Raw genomic sequence first — 18,690 nt, 5'->3', positions numbered from 1 at the left:
CGAGGATGCTTGCCGACGGAGGCAGCCGTGGGCTCTTGCGGAAAACCTTTGGGGAGCTGGGGCTGCTTTCGCTGTCCGCCTTTCTGTTTGCTTTCTCATTTCCGAGTTTTATTTCGGTTGATGGCCTATGGCCCTTGGTTTTTATTGCACTTATCCCGATTGTCCCTGTTATTCATCGTTGTTCTTGGGCTGCGGCCCCCTTCTACGGCGCTTTTTACGGTTTTCTTTCATATGCTGTTTTTAATTACTGGCTGACCACATTTCATCCTCTGGCGATTTTTATCGTTCCTGTGATTTATGCTGTCTATTTTCTTATTCTCTTTCCCGCTTTGAAGGCCGTTGATCTATTCTTTCCCCGATATGCGTATTGGATTCAGGCCGTCGTCTGGGTTGGCTACGAGTATTTAAGAACTCAGGGTTTTCTTGGATATCCCTATGGCAATCTCGGCTATGCACTCTACAAGGTACTTCCTTTGATTCAGATTTCCGAGCTGACTGGGGTTTGGGGCGTGAGCTTTCTCATCGCTCTAATCGGCTTTTTCCTTGGCCATGCTCTTTTGTTTACCTTTGAGTATGATGCCTCTTTCTTTGTCTCTCTTAAGGTTTGGTTTTCTCGCCGAAAAGCGGCTCTTGCCGTTTGTTCCGTATTGCTTGTTGGTACTTTGATCTTCGGTTTTGTCGTCATGCGAGGCAGTTACGATGATCAACGTCCCTGGAAGGTGGCTCTTATACAACATAATGCGGATACCTGGAAGGGAGGACTACCTACCTATAGGCGCAACCTGAGAACCATGATTGCCTTGAGTGATCGTGCGTTGGCGGCAGATGAACCTGAAGCGGTTATTTGGTCGGAAACCGCCTTTGTTCCTGGTGTCGATTGGCACAGCCGTTATCGAACCGATTCTGAGCGTTATGCTTTGGTTGAGGAGTTGCGGAATTACCTTGCCGATAAATCTGTTCCCTTTATTCTGGGGAACGATGACGGGCAAAAGGCCGATCCCGGGTTGCCTCCGGTTCTGTCTGACGGAAGGCTGAACCGTGTCGATTATAATGCCGTGTTGTTGTATGAAAATGGGAAACTGCGGCAGACCTATCGGAAAACACATTTGGTGCCCTTTACCGAGCATTTTCCCTATAAAAAGCTCTTTCCCGGGTTTTACCAGCTTCTGGTTGATCATAATTACCATTTTTGGGAAAAGGGTACCGAATATACGGTTTTTGAGACCGATAATGGGGTTCATTTCTCCACCCCCATCTGTTTTGAGGATGTCTTCGGTTATCTTTCCCGGCGTTTTGTCCGAAACGGGGCAGATGTTATTGTAAATTTAACAAATGATTCCTGGTCAGGTTCGGTTGCGGCCCAGATGCAACATATGGGCATGGCGGTGTTTCGGGCCGTTGAGCTTAGGCGTAGCGTTATCCGCAGCAGCAACAGTGGCATGACCTGTACTATTAATCCGGACGGAAGACTTACCGGTATGCTTGAGCCCTTTGCTGAGGATTATTACATAGGTTCCGTACCGATCTATGCAGAGCGTAATACCTTGTATTATCATTGGGGGGATTGGTTCCCTCTCGTCATGTTGTCTCTTGGCCTTGTTCTACTTCTTGTAGGCGGGGTGAGAAAAATTGTGCTTCGAAAAAGCTGATCTTTCATTTTGGGGCTATCATTGACAAGACGCAGTTCATATAGGAAGATATAATAACGAAGGACGTTCCGATGGAAGAAAGAACCAAAATTCTTATTGTTGACGACGAACCAATAAATCTCGATTTTTTCGATGTGATGCTTAGTAAGCTCGGTTTTGAGATTGGTAGGGCTGAGGACGGTGAAGAAGCCCTTGAGCAGATTAAGTCTTTCAATCCCGATCTTATTATCTTGGATAATGTGATGCCGAAGATGTCTGGGTGGCAGGTAACTCGCATCGTTAAACAGGATCCTTTGTTTGAAAAGTATCATGATATCCCTATTATCATGTTTTCGGCCATGGATGATGTGAAGGATAAGATAGAGGGGTTTGAGCTGGGGGTGGAAGATTACATCACGAAGCCCTTTAATTTTTCCGAGGTTCTTGCTCGGATTCGGGCGGTCCTGCGAGGAAAGGAGCTCTATCAGCAGATCCTGCATCGTGAGAAAGAGCTCGCCGTTTCAATCGATTTACGGAGTCGATTTGATTCCTTTGCCGATCAGGCGAAAGAATCTCTCGGCACATTACTTTCCGATTGTGAGCATGTGAAAGCGAATGATGAGAATGCTATTACGGGCTATCTTGGCAAGGTTCATGATGAGGTCGGTGCTGTTCTCCGTTCCCTTGATCTTCTTGAGAAGGAGATACATGAACGAAGGTCTGAGCCTTTGATCGGTAGTTCGGCGCTTGACGATCTTGATAAACGTTTTGACAGTCACTTTCGTCGGCTTAAGGAAAATGCCGACACTATGGGGGAAGTGAGGGAATAGGTTGGTTAGTCAAGAGAAGTTAAAGGTTCTTGAACTTTTTGCCGAAGGCCGTAAACAGTACAAGCTCATGGACTTTGCTTCGGCCAAGGATTTGTTTGCCCAGGCTCTCCGTCTGGACGCGGAAGATGGCCCTTCGAGGGTTTATTATGCTCGTTGTAAGCATTACATTGAGAATCCACCCCCTGATGATTGGGACGGTGTGTTTGTCATGCAAACTAAATAGGAAGTACTCACAGGAAGCATACACGGAATAATCACTATGGCAAGACAACAAAATAAGCGAAAAGCTTCTGCAACGGCAACAACGTTGGGGCCTCAGACGGTTCTAAAGGGGATTTTAAGATTTTCAGATTCTCTGACAATCAAGGGGGTCTTCGACGGCGAAATCGAAGCTTCCGGTCACCTTGTGGTAGAAAAGGGATCGAGAGTCAAGGCCGATATTAAGGTCTCTTCGGCGGTGGTATCGGGATCAGTAACCGGTAATATCCTGGCGGAAGAGAAGCTGGAAATGGATAGCAACGGGCAGGTGTTTGGTAATGTAAGAACCCGACGACTCAGAATTGCCGACGGTGTTCTCTTTGAAGGGACCTGCGAGATGATCAAAGACCCGTCGGGTGTCGATGTATTTTCCACTCGCGGCGAAAAATTGAAGAAGACCGTCACCAGTGTCTGAAATATCAGTTGTTATTCTTTCAATCGGTACAGAACTCACCGAAGGGATCATCAGGGATTCTCATGGCCAGTTCCTTTCCTCTGAGTTAACCGCTCGAGGTTTTTCTGTCAGGCGAATCGAGCAGCTTCCTGATAATGACGGACTGCTTGCCCGATTCCAAGATGGCGTAAACGATGCCGATGTAGTGATTATCACAGGGGGCTTGGGGCCAACTGCCGATGATATCACCCGTGATGCAGTTGCCAATCTGTGCGGAAAGGGATTGGAGTTCCGTGAAGATGTTTGGGAGATGATAAAAGATCGTTTTCCCAGACTCTGTGGAAATGCAAACCAGCGTCAGGCGATGATCCCCGAAGGCTGTGATGTTCTGGATAACCCTTTTGGAACGGCTCCCGGCTTTCGCGGCGAAGTAGACGGAACCCTGCTCTTTGTTCTTCCGGGGCCTCCGAAAGAGCTTCGGGGAATGGCGGAGTTACACCTTTTTCCCTTTGTTGAACATCACTTTGCGCTTCCTGTTCGTGAGCTGAGCGAGGCTTCGATATTTCTGATTGGTGAATCACGACTTGAAGAAGCATGCCGGGAAATTGCTGCGGATAATGCGGACCTTGAGTCCGTGTTGTGGGGAACCAGAGTTCAGGAGCGGAGGATAAGCCTCTATTTGCGAGGTGGGCGTGAAGAGGATCGACTCCGTTTTCTTGATCTTTTGGCCAAGAAAATGGGGAAAGAACTCGTAAGATTAGGTGATCTAAATGCCGAACAGATTCTTTTTTCCACTCTAAAAGAACGGGGGCTGACCTTTGCTGCCGCAGAATCTTGTACTGGTGGAATGTTAGGTTCCGTTCTTACCTCTCTGCCGGGAAGCAGTGCTTATTTTTTAGGCAGCTGTGTCAGTTATGCCGATTCTTTTAAGCGTCGTTTTCTCGGCGTTGGTGAGGCAACCTTATCTCAATATGGGGCTGTCTCTCGCGAATGTGCAATGGAGATGGCTCTTGGTGTTCTGGATGCAAGCGGGGCCGATGTGGCTTGCTCCATCACCGGCATAGCCGGTCCTTCTGGGGGAAGTGTCGAGAAGCCGGTAGGCACCGTTTGGTTCGGTTTGGCTGGTAAAGACGGAGCGGTTTCCGCCAGACAGTTCCGTTTTGGTTTTAGCCGTGATTCAGTCAGGCGACGTGCAACGGTAACCGCCATGCTTCTGACTGAAATCTATCTTGATGGTGATGACGCTCTTGACATGTGTGGCTTCTGGCAATATAGTTAACGTATCGGATAACATCATCCCGCATCACCATTACAATCAAAGAACAAGATTTTCCGTCGAAAACGGAGCTCTTTATGCGAATCTTATATACATTCTTTATCCTCATTGACGAGAGAAGCGGAGAACTATGGACGAAATGAATGTGAATGAACCAAACGAAGAAAAAAAGCCGGAAGAAAAAAATCAAATGACGACAGTCGTTGCAAAGAGAAAGCCGAGAAGAAAAAAAGTACGGGTGGAATTGATCAAAGAATCGACAGATGTCGATAAAGATGATAACCAACAAAACACAGGCGATGAAAGTTTGATCCCTCCTGATAAAGTCGGTGTCAGCAAAAATGGAGAAGATGATGATCCTGTTATAGCAGCTCGTCCCTCCGGTCGAAGAGGTAGGGGGAGAAAGCCTGGCGATAATGGAGAGAGGGAAGAGAAACCCCGTCTTTCTATTAATGATCTTTCGCAGATGACCGTTCCCGACCTTCGTGATTTTGCCGCAAATCTTGGTATCAGTAGAGACAACCTGATCACCATGAAAAAACAGGAGATCATTTTTGCTGTTTTGAAAAATCATACCCAAAGTGGCGGTGCCATTTCTGCTTATGGTTCTCTTGAGATTCTTCCCGACGGTTATGGCTTTCTGCGTTCCCCCCAAAATAGTTATCTGCCCGGTCCTGATGACATTTATATTTCTCCAAGCCAAATCAGGCTTTTTAATTTGAAAACAGGGGACACCGTATCCGGGCAGATCCGTCCTCCGAAAGAGGGTGAGCGTTTTTTTGCCATGCTACGGGTAGAGGAAGTCAACTATGATGATCCAAGTGTCGCCCAGACAAGGGTTTCCTTCGATAGCCTGACCCCCCTCTATCCGGATACAAGGATCAACATGGAGACTGTTTCGGGGGATTTTTCCACCAGGATGATTAATCTTTTCTGTCCTATTGGAAAAGGGCAGAGAGGCTTGATCGTATCTCCTCCCCGAACGGGAAAGACTATTTTGCTTCAAAAGATTGCCAATGCCATTACGGAGAATCATCCCGAAATATCGGTTATTGTTCTTTTAATTGATGAACGTCCCGAAGAAGTGACCGATATGCGGCGTAACGTCAAGGGAGAGGTCATTGCTTCCACCTTCGATGAACAGGCAACACGCCATGTTCAGGTTGCCGAGATGGTTATTGAAAAGGCAAAACGACTTGTTGAGCATAAGAGAGATGTTGTTATTCTTCTTGATTCCATTACCCGTCTGGCCCGTGCCTATAACCAGACGGTTCCGACGAGCGGAAAAATTCTCTCCGGTGGAGTGGATTCCAACGCACTTCACAAACCGAAGCGGTTCTTCGGTGCGGCGCGCAATATCGAACATGGTGGAAGTCTTACCATCGTTGCGACTGCATTGATCGAAACCGGCTCAAGAATGGATGAGGTTATCTTTGAAGAGTTTAAGGGCACCGGCAACATGGAAATCAACCTTGACCGACGAATGTCCGATCGTCGACTTTTTCCTGCCATCAACATCAAGAAATCGGGAACAAGGAAAGAGGAGCTGCTCTTAACCGATGAGGAACTCAACAAAATGTGGGTTCTGCGCAAGGTTATCAACCCCATGGATGATATAGAGACTACCGAGTTGATGATTGACAGAATGCGGAAAACGAAGAATAATGAGGCCTTCCTGAAGTCTATGAATACCACTTCAGGAGAGATGTAGAAGATTTGATATGCGGTTTCCTGCCGGGAAGAGCTTCTTTCAGCAGGAAATATCGATATATTACTGGAGGCAAAACCATGAAAGAGGGAATTCATCCCAAATACGAGATGACCAAGATCACATGCGCCTGTGGCAATGTGATTGAAACCCGTTCAACGGTGAAGGACATGGAGGTTGAAATTTGTTCGGCCTGTCACCCTTTCTTTACCGGTAAGCAGAAGCTGGTTGATACAGCAGGTCGTGTCGAACGGTTTAAGAAGAAATACGGAATCAAAGACTGATTGTGTTAGTGGTCATCGCTTAAAGGCGTTCTACCGATATGGGTGGAACGCTTTTTTTATCTACTGTCCGGAATCGTGGTGATTCCTTTACCTTTAAGCCCATGCATAAGAGGGCAGATAGTCAATCATCCACCGTAAGGCCGTGGGAATACACCTGACCCACAGCTCCCTCCCACTCCGATTCATGGGCTGATTCCGTAAGAAAAACCTCCGCCTACTGTAAAGAGTCCTCAGCTCGGACGCTATCCTCTTCCCCTCTATCCCAGCCACCACCCCATGTGTCTGCCCCCGCTTCTCATCCTTTCCCCCAACCCGATAGGGCTTCATAAAGTTGTGATAATACCGGTAGATCTCAAGCCGCTCCAGCATGTTCACCGTGCTCCTTGCAAACTGGACCGTCTGCCTCACATGATCCGAGTCATCCTTCCGTATCTCCCTGTCAAGGTAATTCACACTAAAGAGGGGATTACACAGATCCCGAACCCTCTTCGAGCTGATCCTGTGGTGCTCTATCATTCCAGCCACCTCTTCCGGTAGTCCCTTCATCACCCTTTTGTATTGCATATGCTCATCGGTATAGAGTTTCACTGTACTCCGCCCCGATTGCTCTGTCAGGGCAAGCACCTTTGCCACGACATTCTGAAAGGACTGATAAACACTTCCTCTATAGACCTTTAGCTTCTCCTTGATTACCCTGTTTTTCTTCTTCTGATAGCAGGTCATACGTCCCTTTCTGGTCAGCTGTGCATAGTCGGAGAGGAACCAGAACTGGGAGTCTTTTCCTGCCAGGATGTGGATGTTGTTGGGGAGGTACTGGGAACAGACGAAGCTTTCAAAGCCGTCTGCGACCAGGTCTTCGTGGAGGTTCATGTCTGAGGTGAGGGAGGCAGAAGAGGCAATGCACTGGTGGGAAAGACGACGGATACGGTCTGAGACGGTGGAGCATGAGACCTTAAGGATACGGGAGAGGTCTCTGATACCGGAGCTGGTGACGAGGTGAGAGAGGATGGTTGTGTAGGGGAGGTGGAAATGGGTCCAGTAGTCGATGCTGAAGGTGCGAGTGGAGAAGGAGAGGTGGCAGGTTTTGCATTTGAACTTTTGGATGCGGGGAGAGGTTTGGGTAGAGTAGGAACCTGTTCTAAAGAACCAGTGGCCTTTTGGAGAGAAGTGATTGAGGCAATGGGGGTTAGGGCAGAAGGGGGGATGGAACATGGGAAACTCCTTTTTCGTATTGTTCTTACTATAAGTAACTACGAGAAAAGGAGATTTTATTCATTTTCCACCACGATTCCGGACAGTAGTAACACGATAAAGAATCAAAGCTACAATAAGCAGCTGGACAAACCAATCACCAAGCACCATATAAGCAGTCTGATATCCGGAAGGGGCTATGGGAACAGATACAAATAAAGATCCGTCGGTGTAAAGAGGGAGATGCTTTGTAACCTTTCCTGTGGGAAGAATGAGAGCCGTGACGCCTGCATTCGTAGATCGAACCAGGGATCTGCCGGTTTCCACCGATCGAAATCTGGCTGCGGCAAAGTGCTGGGTCTCACCTGCAACTGTTTTCGACCATGAATCGTTTGTCAGGTTGACAAATAATCCTGCACCCAGGCGGGCTTGATAGCGGGTCAGGTAAGAAAAACAGTCTTCAAAGCAGATGGGGGTAGCCATAGTCGTGTTCTCATCCAGCCTAATCAATGCAGCCGGATTACCGGGAGTCCAGCCCGCGGAGACGAGCCCCACTGTTTCTTCCATAAAAGTACGAAAAGGAGCAAAATCCCAGAAGGGGACCCGTTCTGCAAAGGGAACAAGCTGACTCTTCCCGTACACTCCTCCCACCGATCCGTCCGGTCGTATCAGCATTGCCCCGTTCATCGCATTGAAGCCCTCTTTATCGAGAAAATAGGGGGAACCCGTAAGCAAGGGGACTGAAATATCCTGGAGAAAGTGGCGAAAGGAATCTCCTTCCGGCTTGGTGTGGTAGATTCTGCTTTTTTCTGTATAAGGGTATTGCAGACTGTTTTCACTCCAGACCACAAGATCGACATCTGGGTGGCTTTTAAGCCCCTCGCGGGTAAGATTCTGCCCTTTCTGTATGGCCTTTATGGCCTCGCCCGGTCGCCAGTAGTCTGCATTGGTTTGTACCAATAATAGATTGCGTCGCTCCATGACGTCGATACGTTGATTCTCCTGGCGGAGCAGCACGGTTCCTGTGACAAAGAAAAGCAGGGTCACGGCGGTTGCGGTTGCAAGGCCTTTAGCAAAATCCTGTAGTTTTTCTCTGCTTCTTGTGAAAGGAATCTCGGCGGCAAGAGCCGAAAAAAGTACGGCGAGAAAGGATAATGGCCACATTCCGGCCAGTGAAGCGATTTGAGCCAGCGGCAATACCCCCCCAAAGGGATGTGCTGCCATGTTCCAGGGAAATCCCAAGAAACCTACGCTCCTAAAGTACTCGTAGCCGCACCATGCTGCGGCAAGCAAAAAAGGGCGCAGTACATCCTTGCTCTGCTTGGAAAGGGCATGAAATATCGGTGTGAACAATAAGAAATAGATGGCATGTCCAAAGGCAACGCCGGTAAGGGTCCAGATCGAGAAATCCTGAAAATAGAGAAGCCAGAAGAATTGGGTGATGCTCATGGTAATGGAAAAAAGGGTACCTATCATCATAGAGTGCCCGATACTTGAAACAAGCCTGAGGGCGGCAAAGAAAGGCGCCAAAGCAAAAAGGGCTACCGTGGGAGAGCCGTAGGCAAGAAATTCGTTGGGCATGGCCAGGGCGTATAGCAGAGCGGAAAGAATTGCAAGGCCCGAGGCCGCAAGGCTATGTCGTTTCATCGGACCATACTAACCGATGCGGGGGTATCTTTCCAGATGCTTTTCTGTTGCAATCAAAGATAATTTCTTTTAAGATAGGTTTGACCCGAGTTCTGTTAGAGGGCGCTACATGAAAGATTTAATCGCTCGCCATGTGGCGGAGTATGGAAGTGAGCCGGAAGTGATGGCTTCCGCGCCCGGTGTGTTGAACCTGATGGGAGAGCATACCGACTTTGCCGAAGGGTATGTTCTTCAGGCGGCTTTACCCCATACCGTCGAAGTGGCGATATCCAGGCGAAAAGACAATTCGCTCCGCTTTTATGCCGCAGATGTTCACGAGCGTAAAAGAACTACCGTTGCCAATCTCAAGTACAAGAGGGAAGATCGTTGGGCTAATTACCTCAAAGGGGTGCTGTATGAATTGCTCCAGCTTGGTTATCAGTTTCGTGGACTGAATATCAGTTTTGGAGGTACCGTTCCTCAGGGAATCGGCCTTGGATCCTCTGCAGCCGTCGGTTTGGCAACGGCATGTGCCATGCGGGAGCTCTTCGGTTATAACATCGAGGATATCAAGCTTGTGCAGGTGGTCTACCTTTCCGAAAGTGCCTTCATTGGTCTTCCTGAGCAGATTACCGACCAATTTGTCTCCTGCTTCGCAAAGCAGGAAAGTGCCGTTTTTCTTAATCTCCATACCTTAGAGTACAATCATCTTCCCTTGCGTATAGGGAATGCCCGTTTTGTGGTTACCAACAGTAACGTCAACCAAAACTATGCAAAGGAGGAGGTTTCCGAACGCTACAGGCAGTGTGAGGAGGGGATAGAGAAGCTACAGGGGCATGATAGTGGTAAGATGATTCTCGATTTCTCGGAGCAGGAACTTAAGCAGGGAACGGATCTTCTTTCCGAAGCGGAGCGGCGTCTCTGTCTCCATGTCGTCGGAGAGAATCGGCGGGTTATAGAGTCTCGATCGGCCCTCCTGCAGCAGGATCTTGTCTCATTCGGTAAGATTATGAACCGTTCCCAGGAAAGCCTGCGGGACAACTTCGAGGTCTCTTGCCCCGAAATTGATTGGCTCGTCAAGCGGGCAGGGGAGTTGGAAGGTTGCTATGGTTCCCGCCTCGTCGGACCCGGCTTCGGTGGGTGCACCGTTACGCTATTGGAAGAGGCTGTTATCGAGGAGTATCAGCGGCGTCTTGAGGATTACGAGCGTATTTTCGGCTTTCATCCCGATATCTTTGTCTGTGAACCCTCTTCCGGGGCAAAGATTATCTTTTCAAAACGGGGATGATTCCGTTATAGTAGGTTCATGCGGATACTTCTGAGTAATGACGATGGTATAGCCAGTTCTGGATTGGAAACTTTGCGTAGGGCCCTCTCTCGTGAACATGAGGTGTGGGTTGCGGCTCCCGAGATCGAGCGCAGTGGTATGAGTCATTCCATTACCCTTCGAGATCCGGTTCGATTTCGAGAAGTCGGAGAACGGGTCTATGCGTGTAGCGGTACCCCGGCCGATTGCGTTCTCTACTCTCTTTTGGGGGCACTTCCCGAAAAATTCGATATTGTCGTCAGTGGTATCAATCGGGGGCCGAATTTGGGAACGGATATTATCTTCTCGGGGACCGCAGCGGCGGCACGGCAGGGAGCCCTCTCCGGAGTTCCTGCGGTTGCTGTTTCCGTTGCACCAATGCGTCCTCCTTTTCCCTTTGAGGCCGCCGCAGAATTCGTTCGGGTAAACCTTGATCTTTTTCTTCGACTCTGGGCGCGGGATCATTTTATCAACATAAATGTACCGAATCCGAGCCGGGAACAGCCCTATAAGGTTCTTTTTACCCATCCATCCAAACGAATCTACGATGATACCATTGCCGCCATGAAGGGGCCGCGAGGAGAGAACTTTTATTTTTTGGCCGGTGATACCGTTCATGCCGAAGATGAACCCGGTTCTGACTGGGCTGCTGTGAACAGCGGTAACATTTCGGTTTCTCCGGTTTTCTTGCATCCCATGAATCATCAGGAGAGTGAACTGTACCGGTCCGCCCGGTTTGAGGTACCGGATCATGAACAATTTACTTGAAACGGGTCTTGCCTTCTACCGCGCGAAGCGGTATGAGAAGGCCCTCGACTACTTTACTTCTCTCGATGTAGATCCTGCAGAATATCCCGACCTTGCCTATTATCTGGGGCTGTGTTATACGAAACTTGAAAAATATGATGAGGCTCTGCTCTATCTTGAACAGGTAGTTACCAACCACGATGATTTCCTCCATATTTATCAATGCCGTATGGTCCTCGGCTATATCTATAATGTCACGGGGCGTTATCGTCTTGCAGAGTTTGAGATGCGAGAGCTTTTGGATGCCGGCTTTGAATCCCCTCAGGTCTATTCGACCCTTGGTTTTGCCCTTTTCAGCCAGGGAAAAACGGATATCAGCCTTGATTATTATCGTAAGGCCCTTGATCTGGAGCCGGGAAACAGCAATGCACTCAATTCTGTTGGTTATACCATGGTTGAACTTGATCAGGAGTTGCCGGAAGCGACCGACAACATCAGAAAGGCCCTTGAAGCTCGGCCCGAGCATGCTGCATACCTTGATTCCCTGGGATGGGCACTTTTTAAGATGGGGCGAATTAGGGAAGCAAGGCGTATTCTCGGCCGGGCTTACGATCTTTCCAAGGGCAACAGGGTCATTGCCTCTCATCTGAGGAAAGTAATAGACGAAGAGGGGGAAGAGGAATCATGAGCAGAGGTAGATATTTGAGATGTATGATGCTTCCTTGCCTCCTTTTTTTGTTCCTCACCCCATTTCTCTTCGGTCAGGAAACGGAACAGGAAGCGCCGCCAGAGCAAAAGATCGATATGGATGCCGTGAGTGCCGATGAGGCTTTTATGTCGGGTGTCAGGTCGTATCACAACGGCGAGTATGCAAGTTCCATCCTTTCCTTTGAGCGCAGCCTCTCTTTTAAGCCCGATCGTGGCATCACCCGACTCTGGCTGGGAAACAGTTTCTACCGTTCCGGTCTTCTCGCATCGGCTCTTGAGCAATGGAAGACAGTGATGAATAGTCAGGCGGCAACGGCGAGTCTTAAGAATTTAATCGACAGCATAGAGTATCGAAGAGCACTCGGTCCCGCCCTCTCTCCTGAGTCGAGATTTGTAGAAGTCGATCGCTTGGAAGGAAGTGTAGACGAATATACGCTCTTTCTCGGTCCAACTTCGATCCTTCCCAGGGCCGACGGCGGCAGCTATGTCGTCTCCTTCGCCTCCAACGAGGTCGTTTCGCTTTCGATCAACGGCATGATACGGACGAGAATTCGGGGGGGCTTGAACGGATTGAATCGCCCCTTTGACGCTCTTGTCGGCCCCTCTGGACGGCTCTACATCTCTGAGTACCAGGGGGATCGAATTGTCAGTTGTACCCCTTCTGGTACGGACATCCGCCGCTTCGGGGGAAAGGGGCGTGAGGATGGTAAACTGCTTGGCCCGCAGTATCTGGCAATGGATCGGGAGGGGTATCTCTATGTTAGCGAGCAGGGAAACCGAAGAATATCGAAATTCGATACCGACGGCAACTTTATCCTTTCTTTTGGAAAGCGGTCGGGCGATTTCCCCGGCTTCCGGGAGCCCACCGGTGTATGTGTGGTTGATGATACACTTTTTATTGCCGATGGGAGACGGAACGTCCTCTACCGTTTCGATGTAAGTGGTAACTTTCTCGGAACCTGCGGAGAAAATCTCTTTAGTGAGCCGGAAGGTTTGACACTTGCCGAGGACGGAAAGCTGCTTGTCGCGGATGCCTCGGGCCTTCATCTTTTCGATACGGAACGGGAGGTTTCGAAAACCCTGATAGCGGCTGGAGAGGGCGACTCCTTCATTAAGGGGGCCTTCGATGTGAACGGCAATTTGATGATTTCCGATTTTTCCGCGAACGCCGTGTGCCGTTATGCGGATTTCAATCAGCTTTACGGAAGTCTTTTGGTCGATGTCGAGCGAATCATCGAGAACCGTTTCCCCCGAATTGTTTTGGAGGTTTCGGTTTCCAGGCGGGACGGGAAACCCGTGGTCGGGCTTGAAGAGACCAATTTCCTTGTAACCGAGGGCCGGGTCGAGGCTTCCGGAATGCATTATCTCGGATCGGTGGATGATTTGGACCAGGCTGCCGTTGCGATTGTTGCCGAGCGTTCAGATGCGGGACGAAATTTTTCTTCTGCCTTTGGAGAGGCCGTTGGTTCTTTGGCGAATGGCGCAGCCGGACGCTTTGAGTTTTCATTTGTAAGTGCCGGACCCCTTCCAGTGCGGGAGGTTTCATCGGTGTACGGGGCCGATCCCCTTGTCGAAGCGCTTTTGTCGGGTTCTGGCGAGGCCGGGCGGCAATGGCAGTGTGATTCGGCGATCCGGCTTGCGGCTTCCGGCCTTACTGCGAAGAATAAAAAGCGAGCCATCATTTTTCTTGCAGGTGGCCCCCCGCCCGCCTCAGCCTTCGATCGTCACGAGCTTGCAGAAGTCGCCAGATATCTGGAAGTTAATCACATCGGTTTCTTTTGCGTATACCCCTTTGATGGCGATGTACCCGATGAGTACCGTTATCTTGCCGAAAAGAGCGGCGGACGGGTGATACACCTTTTTAGGCCGGAAGGGATTGCTCCCCTTGTCGATATCATTCTCCAGCGGAGGGACGGCAGATATCTGGTCGAGTATAACAGCTCCCTCGATGATGATTTTGGTAGAAAATTCCTCCCGGTCGAGGTTCAGGCCTACCTTCATGGCCGAAGCGGCCGTGGGGAATCCGGCTATTTTGCACCGCTTCGCTGATGAGAACTCCTTTTAGCCGCCGATGGGACTCTCTTTGCAAGCAGTGCGGTTCCTGCTGTTATGAAAAGGCCTATGTAAAGGGAATCCTCTATGTATATCACGATCGTCCTTGTGTCTACCTAAACGAAAAGAACGGTCGCTGTAAAGTGTACCATGAACGCTTCCGCCGGATGGAAGGGTGTAACAAGATGACAATCTTCCATGCGATGTTTTCCGGATGGTTGCCGGCTTCTTGTGGTTATGTCGAATGGGCCATGCGCCATCATATTCGTTTCTCACGGGCGAAGCTTGACTAAGTCTCTGTCGGGCAGTACCTTTTTCCTATATGAACAGTAGGTTTGTCTATTTTGATAATAATGCAACCACACCTCTGGATCCCGATGTCCGGGAGCGTTTTATCCAGGCGCTTGATCTTTACGGGAATCCTTCCAGCATGCATATGTTCGGACGACAGGCTCATGAGGGGGTGGAATGGGCTCGGGGTGAGGTCGCCCGGCTCTTGGGTGCCTTACCCGAAGAAATTTTATTCACCGGCGGTGGCTCGGAATCAAATAATACGGTGCTCAAAAGCGTACTCCATCCCGATTTTCCCCGCAGGAAAGGAAAGGTGATCACCACCGCCGTTGAGCATCCCTGTATTCTTGAAACCGCAGCCTTTTTGAAACGGTTCGGCGTTCCTGTTGTTATTTTGCCGGTTGATAGTGAGGGTAAGATCGACATGAATCGTTATGTCGATGAACTTGACGATAGTGTGGCCCTGGTTTCCGTGATGTTGGCAAATAACGAAATCGGAACCATTCAGGATATTGCCGATATCGCCAAACTGGCGAAGCAGCATGGTGCGTATGTTCATACCGATGCGGTACAAGGTGTGGGAAAAATCCCCGTGGATGTTGAAGAGCTGCAGGTCGATTATTTGACCGCTTCAGCTCATAAGCTTTATGCCCCAAAGGGGGTAGGGGCTCTCTACCGACGAAAGGGGGCTCCTCTTTTTCCCCTGATCCATGGCGGCCACCAGGAAAAGGGGCTTCGAGCCGGTACAATTAATGGGCCGTCGATTATAGCCTTCGGCTGTGCCGCCGAGAAGGCCGGTTCACTCCTTGATAAAGAGTACGCCAGGCTTTTGCGTCTGCGAACCAAAATGCGGGATGGCATCCTTGCCTCGGTTCCCGATGTCATGATCAACGGCCATTCGGAGGATGTCCTGCCCGGCACCCTCGACGTATCATTTTTCGCGGCGGAAGGGGAATCGATTCTGCTCTATCTCGATATCGAAGGTATTGCGGTTTCTACCGGTTCCGCCTGTGCCACCGGTTCTCTCGAACCGAGCCACGTATTGATGGCCACGGGAATGGATGCCGAATTGGCCCATGGGTCGATCAGGTTCAGTCTCGGTCGTTTCAATACCGAGGAAGATGTCGATTATCTTTTGGAAAAGCTTCCGCCTATTATCGAGAGGATTCGAAAGATGTCTACGGTCTCCAGAAAGGAGGTTCATCAGTGAGTACCAAGATGCAGTGGGTCTATACCGAAAAGGTAAAAGATCATTTTGTTAATCCAAGAAATGTTCTTGACGATGAGGACTCCTTTGGGGCCGACGGAACCGGAATGGTGGGAAGTATGGCCTGCGGTGATCAGATGCTCGTCGCCATTAAGGTCCGTGACGGAAAGATAGCCGAATGCCGCTGGAAGACCTACGGCTGTGCCAGTGCCATTGCCAGTACCTCTATGATGAGTGAAATGGTGACAGGGATGAGCTTGGAAGAGGCATATCATATCACGCCGAAACAAATCACCGAGGCTCTCGGCGGTCTTCCCGAGCACAAATTCCATTGTAGCGTTTTGGGGGACAAAGGACTTAGGGCTGCCATTGATGATTACCTTGAGAAAAACGGTCTTGAAAATCCCTTTACCAAAAGCGTTGCGAATATCGTTTGTGAGTGTGTAGGCGTTACCGATCAGGCAATCGAGGCCGCCTACAAGGCCGGGGCCGTCAGCTACGAGGCAATACAAAAGGCAACCGGCGCAGGAACCGTTTGTGGCAAATGCCGTGAAAAAACGGAGGCTATCCTGGAAGAGATGGAGCACCTTTACGGGAAAAACCATGAGTGATTTTCGTTTCGGGACAAAGCTTGAGGATCGCTCACAAGAGCAGTATCGGGAGCCGCCGATGTATCGGGTGATTCTGTTAAATGATGACTACACCACTATGGACTTCGTCGTTAAGGTGATTCGCCAGGTTTTTCATCATTCTAGTGAAGAGGCCGTTAAAATCATGTTTGATGTTCATAAAAAAGGAAAGGGCTTGGTCGGTTGTTACAGTCAGGATATTGCCGTCACCAAACAGCGGCAGGTCCTTGTCATGGCCAAGTCAGAGGAGTTTCCCCTGCGCTGTGAAATAGAACCGGATCTCTGATGGTAAGGTAGATGGAAATTAGCGACGACGTACAAGAATTAATTCAGACTGCTTATCTCATGGCCAAGGAACGGCGCCACGAATATCTTACGCCGGAACACCTGCTTCATGCCGCCTTTCATTTCCCGGAGCTTCGTACTCTGCTTGAGGAAGCGGGCGCGGATCTTGAAGAGGCCAGCCGGTTGCTCGAGGCATATTTAGCCGAGAAGGTCCCTGCTGTAGCGGGTGACGAAGCCTTTGAACCGATACAGAGTGCTGGCTTTGAGAGTGTCATCGGCCGCCTTCTCTATCATGCACAAAGTTCTTCCACCAGCATTGTGGAACCCGGTGATCTTCTTGTCGCCATCTTCGATGAGGAAGAAAGCCAAAGCGGTTATATCCTCCGCAAAAGCGGTGTCAGTCGATACGCTCTTTTGAATGCCGTTACATCCGCTGTTCCCTGGGTGGATGAAGGCGAAGTGGAGGATGATTCCGAGGATGGTGATGATTCGGAGCCCAGGCGCCATGGACGTGCCCTGGAGCTGTTTGCCAGGGATCTTACCCAGGCTGCCAGGGATGGGGAGCTTGAACCCCTTATCGGCCGTGAGGATGTGCTTAAGCGCATGAGCCTTGTCCTTTGCCGGAAACTTAAACATAATCCCATTCTTGTGGGTGAACCGGGAGTCGGAAAAACCGCCGTGGTTGAAGGGCTGGCTTCGCGCATTGCCGAAGAAAAAGTGCCTGCCCCTTTGCGCGATTATCGGCTCTTTTCCCTTGATCTGGGAGGAATGCTTGCGGGTACAAAATATCGCGGTGATTTTGAGGAACGTATGAAACAGGTCCTTCGGGAGCTTGAAGCCGAAGAACGGGTTATTCTCTTTATCGACGAAATTCATACCATCGTCGGTGCCGGGGCGGTCTCCGGCGGATCGATGGATGCATCGAATCTCCTTAAACCGATGCTTGCAAGTGGTAAGGTTCGCTGTATCGGTTCCACAACGGATGAGGAGTTTAAGAAGTTTTTTGATAAGGACCGGGCCTTAAGTCGTCGATTTCAGAAGATCGATATCCCCGAAACCTCGAGGGATGAGACCTTTGCGATCCTTCAAGGCTTGCGGGGCCGTTATGAAACATATCATGGGGTCAGCTATGACGATGATGCAATAGAGGCGGCCCTCGATCTTTCTACCCAGTACATCAACGATCGACGACAGCCCGACAAGGCCATCGATGTCGTCGACGAATCCGGTGCCTGGATCCAACTTTCCGAACCTTCGGAGGCGGATGAACGGCGAGTAGTGGATCGGTCGATTGTGGAAAAGGTTGTGGCGGGGATTGCACGAATTCCCGAGCGTAGTGTCTCTTCCGATGAGACCGAGCGGCTGCGTACCCTTGAGCAGCGTCTGAAGTCCGTGGTCTTCGGGCAGGATGAGGCCGTTTCCGCGGTGGTGGAATCCATAAAGCGTTCCCGTGCAGGCTTTGGTAACGGTGAACGTCCCGTTGCCTCATTCCTTTTTGTCGGGCCTACCGGCGTCGGAAAGACCGAGCTCGCCCGACAACTCGCCGAACACCTGGGGATCGGTCTTATTCGATTTGATATGAGTGAGTATCAAGAGCGACACTCGGTGAGTCGGCTTGTCGGTAGCCCTCCGGGCTATGTCGGCTATGAAGAGGGAGGGCTCTTGACCGATGCGGTACGAAAAGAGCCCCATGCTGTACTTCTCCTCGATGAGATCGAAAAGGCTCACAGGGATGTGTACAACATGCTCCTCCAGGTGATGGATTACGCTACCCTGACCGATACCTCGGGGCGAAAAGCCGATTTCCGTAATATCATTATCATCATGACCAGCAATGCCGGGGCCCGCGATATTGGTAAGCCGATGATCGGTTTCGGAGAACGGAGTGTGAGTGAAGCGGCCCTTGGGAAGGCCCTTGAGGATGCCTTCAGCCCCGAGTTTCGGAATCGTCTTGATCGGATTGTCCAATTCGCCCATTTGCCGATCGATGTCGTTTTGCAGATCGTCGATAAAGAGATTAAGGCCTTTGCTCTGCAGCTGGAAGCAAAGTCTGTTTTTCTCGAGATCACTCCGGAAGCACGGCACTGGCTGGCTGAAACAGGGTATGATCCTGTTTTCGGAGCCAGAAATATCGCAAGGCTCTTTCAGGAGCACGTTAAGTCCTTCTTTGTGGATGCGGTCTTGTTCGGGGATCTTTCCTCCGGCGGCCGTGCCCGGGTAAGCCTTGATGCCGGTAAAATCAAGGTAGAAATCCTCTAGCTGGGTCATTG

General features: G+C 50.1%; 17 protein-coding genes. 15 read left to right on the top strand and 2 right to left on the bottom strand.

Annotated elements, in window-relative coordinates; translation table 11 throughout:
* Positions 1-5: 5 nt before the first annotated feature.
* The 6 genes from lnt (SPIRS_RS16055) (at position 6) to rpmE (ending at position 6,378) form a co-directional block, all read left to right on the top strand.
* Positions 6-1,649, top strand: coding sequence for an apolipoprotein N-acyltransferase (lnt, locus tag SPIRS_RS16055; RefSeq protein WP_013255741.1), 1,644 nt, complete (start codon positions 6-8; stop codon positions 1,647-1,649).
* 71 nt (positions 1,650-1,720) lie between these two features.
* Entirely contained in the window at positions 1,721-2,458 is a 738-nt protein-coding gene (locus SPIRS_RS16050; protein WP_013255740.1) for a response regulator transcription factor, read from the top strand.
* Between the two features lie 259 nt (positions 2,459-2,717).
* Positions 2,718-3,131 carry a bactofilin family protein gene (locus SPIRS_RS16040; protein ID WP_013255738.1) on the top strand — a complete coding sequence of 138 codons (414 nt, stop codon included), beginning with the start codon at positions 2,718-2,720 and terminating at the stop codon, positions 3,129-3,131.
* The gene (locus tag SPIRS_RS16035) at positions 3,124-4,389 is read left to right on the top strand and encodes a nicotinamide-nucleotide amidohydrolase family protein (RefSeq protein ID WP_013255737.1); all 1,266 of its coding nucleotides are present in this window, start codon (positions 3,124-3,126) and stop codon (positions 4,387-4,389) included. The genes SPIRS_RS16040 and SPIRS_RS16035 overlap by 8 nt, the downstream gene beginning before the upstream one ends.
* A 127-nt stretch (positions 4,390-4,516) precedes the next feature.
* Positions 4,517-6,097 (top strand): transcription termination factor Rho, encoded by a 1,581-nt coding sequence (gene rho / locus SPIRS_RS16030; protein ID WP_013255736.1) that lies wholly within the window; start codon positions 4,517-4,519, stop codon positions 6,095-6,097.
* A gap of 77 nt (positions 6,098-6,174) precedes the next feature.
* Complete coding sequence (gene rpmE, locus SPIRS_RS16025) at positions 6,175-6,378, top strand: 50S ribosomal protein L31 (protein WP_013255735.1); 204 nt, start codon at positions 6,175-6,177, stop codon at positions 6,376-6,378.
* A gap of 93 nt (positions 6,379-6,471) precedes the next feature.
* On the opposite strand, the gene SPIRS_RS16020 is transcribed toward rpmE, so the two are convergent.
* Both SPIRS_RS16020 and lnt (SPIRS_RS16015) read right to left on the bottom strand, forming a co-directional pair.
* Positions 6,472-7,590: a hypothetical protein gene (locus SPIRS_RS16020; protein ID WP_013255734.1), complete on the bottom strand. Its 1,119-nt coding sequence runs from the start codon at positions 7,588-7,590 to the stop codon at positions 6,472-6,474.
* A gap of 60 nt (positions 7,591-7,650) precedes the next feature.
* Positions 7,651-9,216: an apolipoprotein N-acyltransferase gene (gene lnt, locus SPIRS_RS16015; protein ID WP_013255733.1), complete on the bottom strand. Its 1,566-nt coding sequence runs from the start codon at positions 9,214-9,216 to the stop codon at positions 7,651-7,653.
* 109 nt (positions 9,217-9,325) lie between these two features.
* On the opposite strand from lnt (SPIRS_RS16015), the gene galK reads away from it, so the two are divergent.
* The 9 genes from galK to clpA are packed head-to-tail and all read left to right on the top strand — an operon-like array spanning position 9,326 to position 18,679.
* The gene (galK, locus tag SPIRS_RS16010; RefSeq protein ID WP_013255732.1) at positions 9,326-10,483 is read left to right on the top strand and encodes a galactokinase; all 1,158 of its coding nucleotides are present in this window, start codon (positions 9,326-9,328) and stop codon (positions 10,481-10,483) included.
* Between the two features lie 18 nt (positions 10,484-10,501).
* Positions 10,502-11,269, top strand: coding sequence for a 5'/3'-nucleotidase SurE (gene surE, locus SPIRS_RS16005; RefSeq protein WP_013255731.1), 768 nt, complete (start codon positions 10,502-10,504; stop codon positions 11,267-11,269).
* The gene (locus tag SPIRS_RS16000; RefSeq protein WP_013255730.1) at positions 11,253-11,936 is read left to right on the top strand and encodes a tetratricopeptide repeat protein; all 684 of its coding nucleotides are present in this window, start codon (positions 11,253-11,255) and stop codon (positions 11,934-11,936) included. Before surE ends, SPIRS_RS16000 begins: the two co-directional genes overlap by 17 nt.
* Positions 11,933-14,005 carry an NHL repeat-containing protein gene (locus SPIRS_RS15995; RefSeq protein WP_013255729.1) on the top strand — a complete coding sequence of 691 codons (2,073 nt, stop codon included), beginning with the start codon at positions 11,933-11,935 and terminating at the stop codon, positions 14,003-14,005. Before SPIRS_RS16000 ends, SPIRS_RS15995 begins: the two co-directional genes overlap by 4 nt.
* Positions 14,005-14,301 carry a CxxCxxCC domain-containing protein gene (locus tag SPIRS_RS22435; protein ID WP_013255728.1) on the top strand — a complete coding sequence of 99 codons (297 nt, stop codon included), beginning with the start codon at positions 14,005-14,007 and terminating at the stop codon, positions 14,299-14,301. The genes SPIRS_RS15995 and SPIRS_RS22435 overlap by 1 nt, the downstream gene beginning before the upstream one ends.
* A gap of 29 nt (positions 14,302-14,330) precedes the next feature.
* Positions 14,331-15,509, top strand: a complete 1,179-nt coding sequence (locus tag SPIRS_RS15990; RefSeq protein WP_013255727.1) for a cysteine desulfurase family protein — start codon at positions 14,331-14,333, stop codon at positions 15,507-15,509.
* Positions 15,506-16,117, top strand: a complete 612-nt coding sequence (locus SPIRS_RS22795) for an iron-sulfur cluster assembly scaffold protein (protein ID WP_013255726.1) — start codon at positions 15,506-15,508, stop codon at positions 16,115-16,117. The genes SPIRS_RS15990 and SPIRS_RS22795 overlap by 4 nt, the downstream gene beginning before the upstream one ends.
* Positions 16,110-16,421, top strand: coding sequence for an ATP-dependent Clp protease adaptor ClpS (locus SPIRS_RS15980; RefSeq protein WP_013255725.1), 312 nt, complete (start codon positions 16,110-16,112; stop codon positions 16,419-16,421). The genes SPIRS_RS22795 and SPIRS_RS15980 overlap by 8 nt, the downstream gene beginning before the upstream one ends.
* 11 nt (positions 16,422-16,432) lie before the next feature.
* Positions 16,433-18,679 (top strand): ATP-dependent Clp protease ATP-binding subunit ClpA, encoded by a 2,247-nt coding sequence (clpA, locus tag SPIRS_RS15975; RefSeq protein ID WP_013255724.1) that lies wholly within the window; start codon positions 16,433-16,435, stop codon positions 18,677-18,679.
* Positions 18,680-18,690 lie beyond the last annotated feature (11 nt).

It is taken from the genome of Sediminispirochaeta smaragdinae DSM 11293 (assembly GCF_000143985.1).
Classification (GTDB): Bacteria; Spirochaetota; Spirochaetia; order DSM-16054; family Sediminispirochaetaceae; genus Sediminispirochaeta; species Sediminispirochaeta smaragdinae.
Note: the sequence above shows the minus strand (reverse complement) of the source record. Positions and strands in the feature narration are given on the sequence as shown.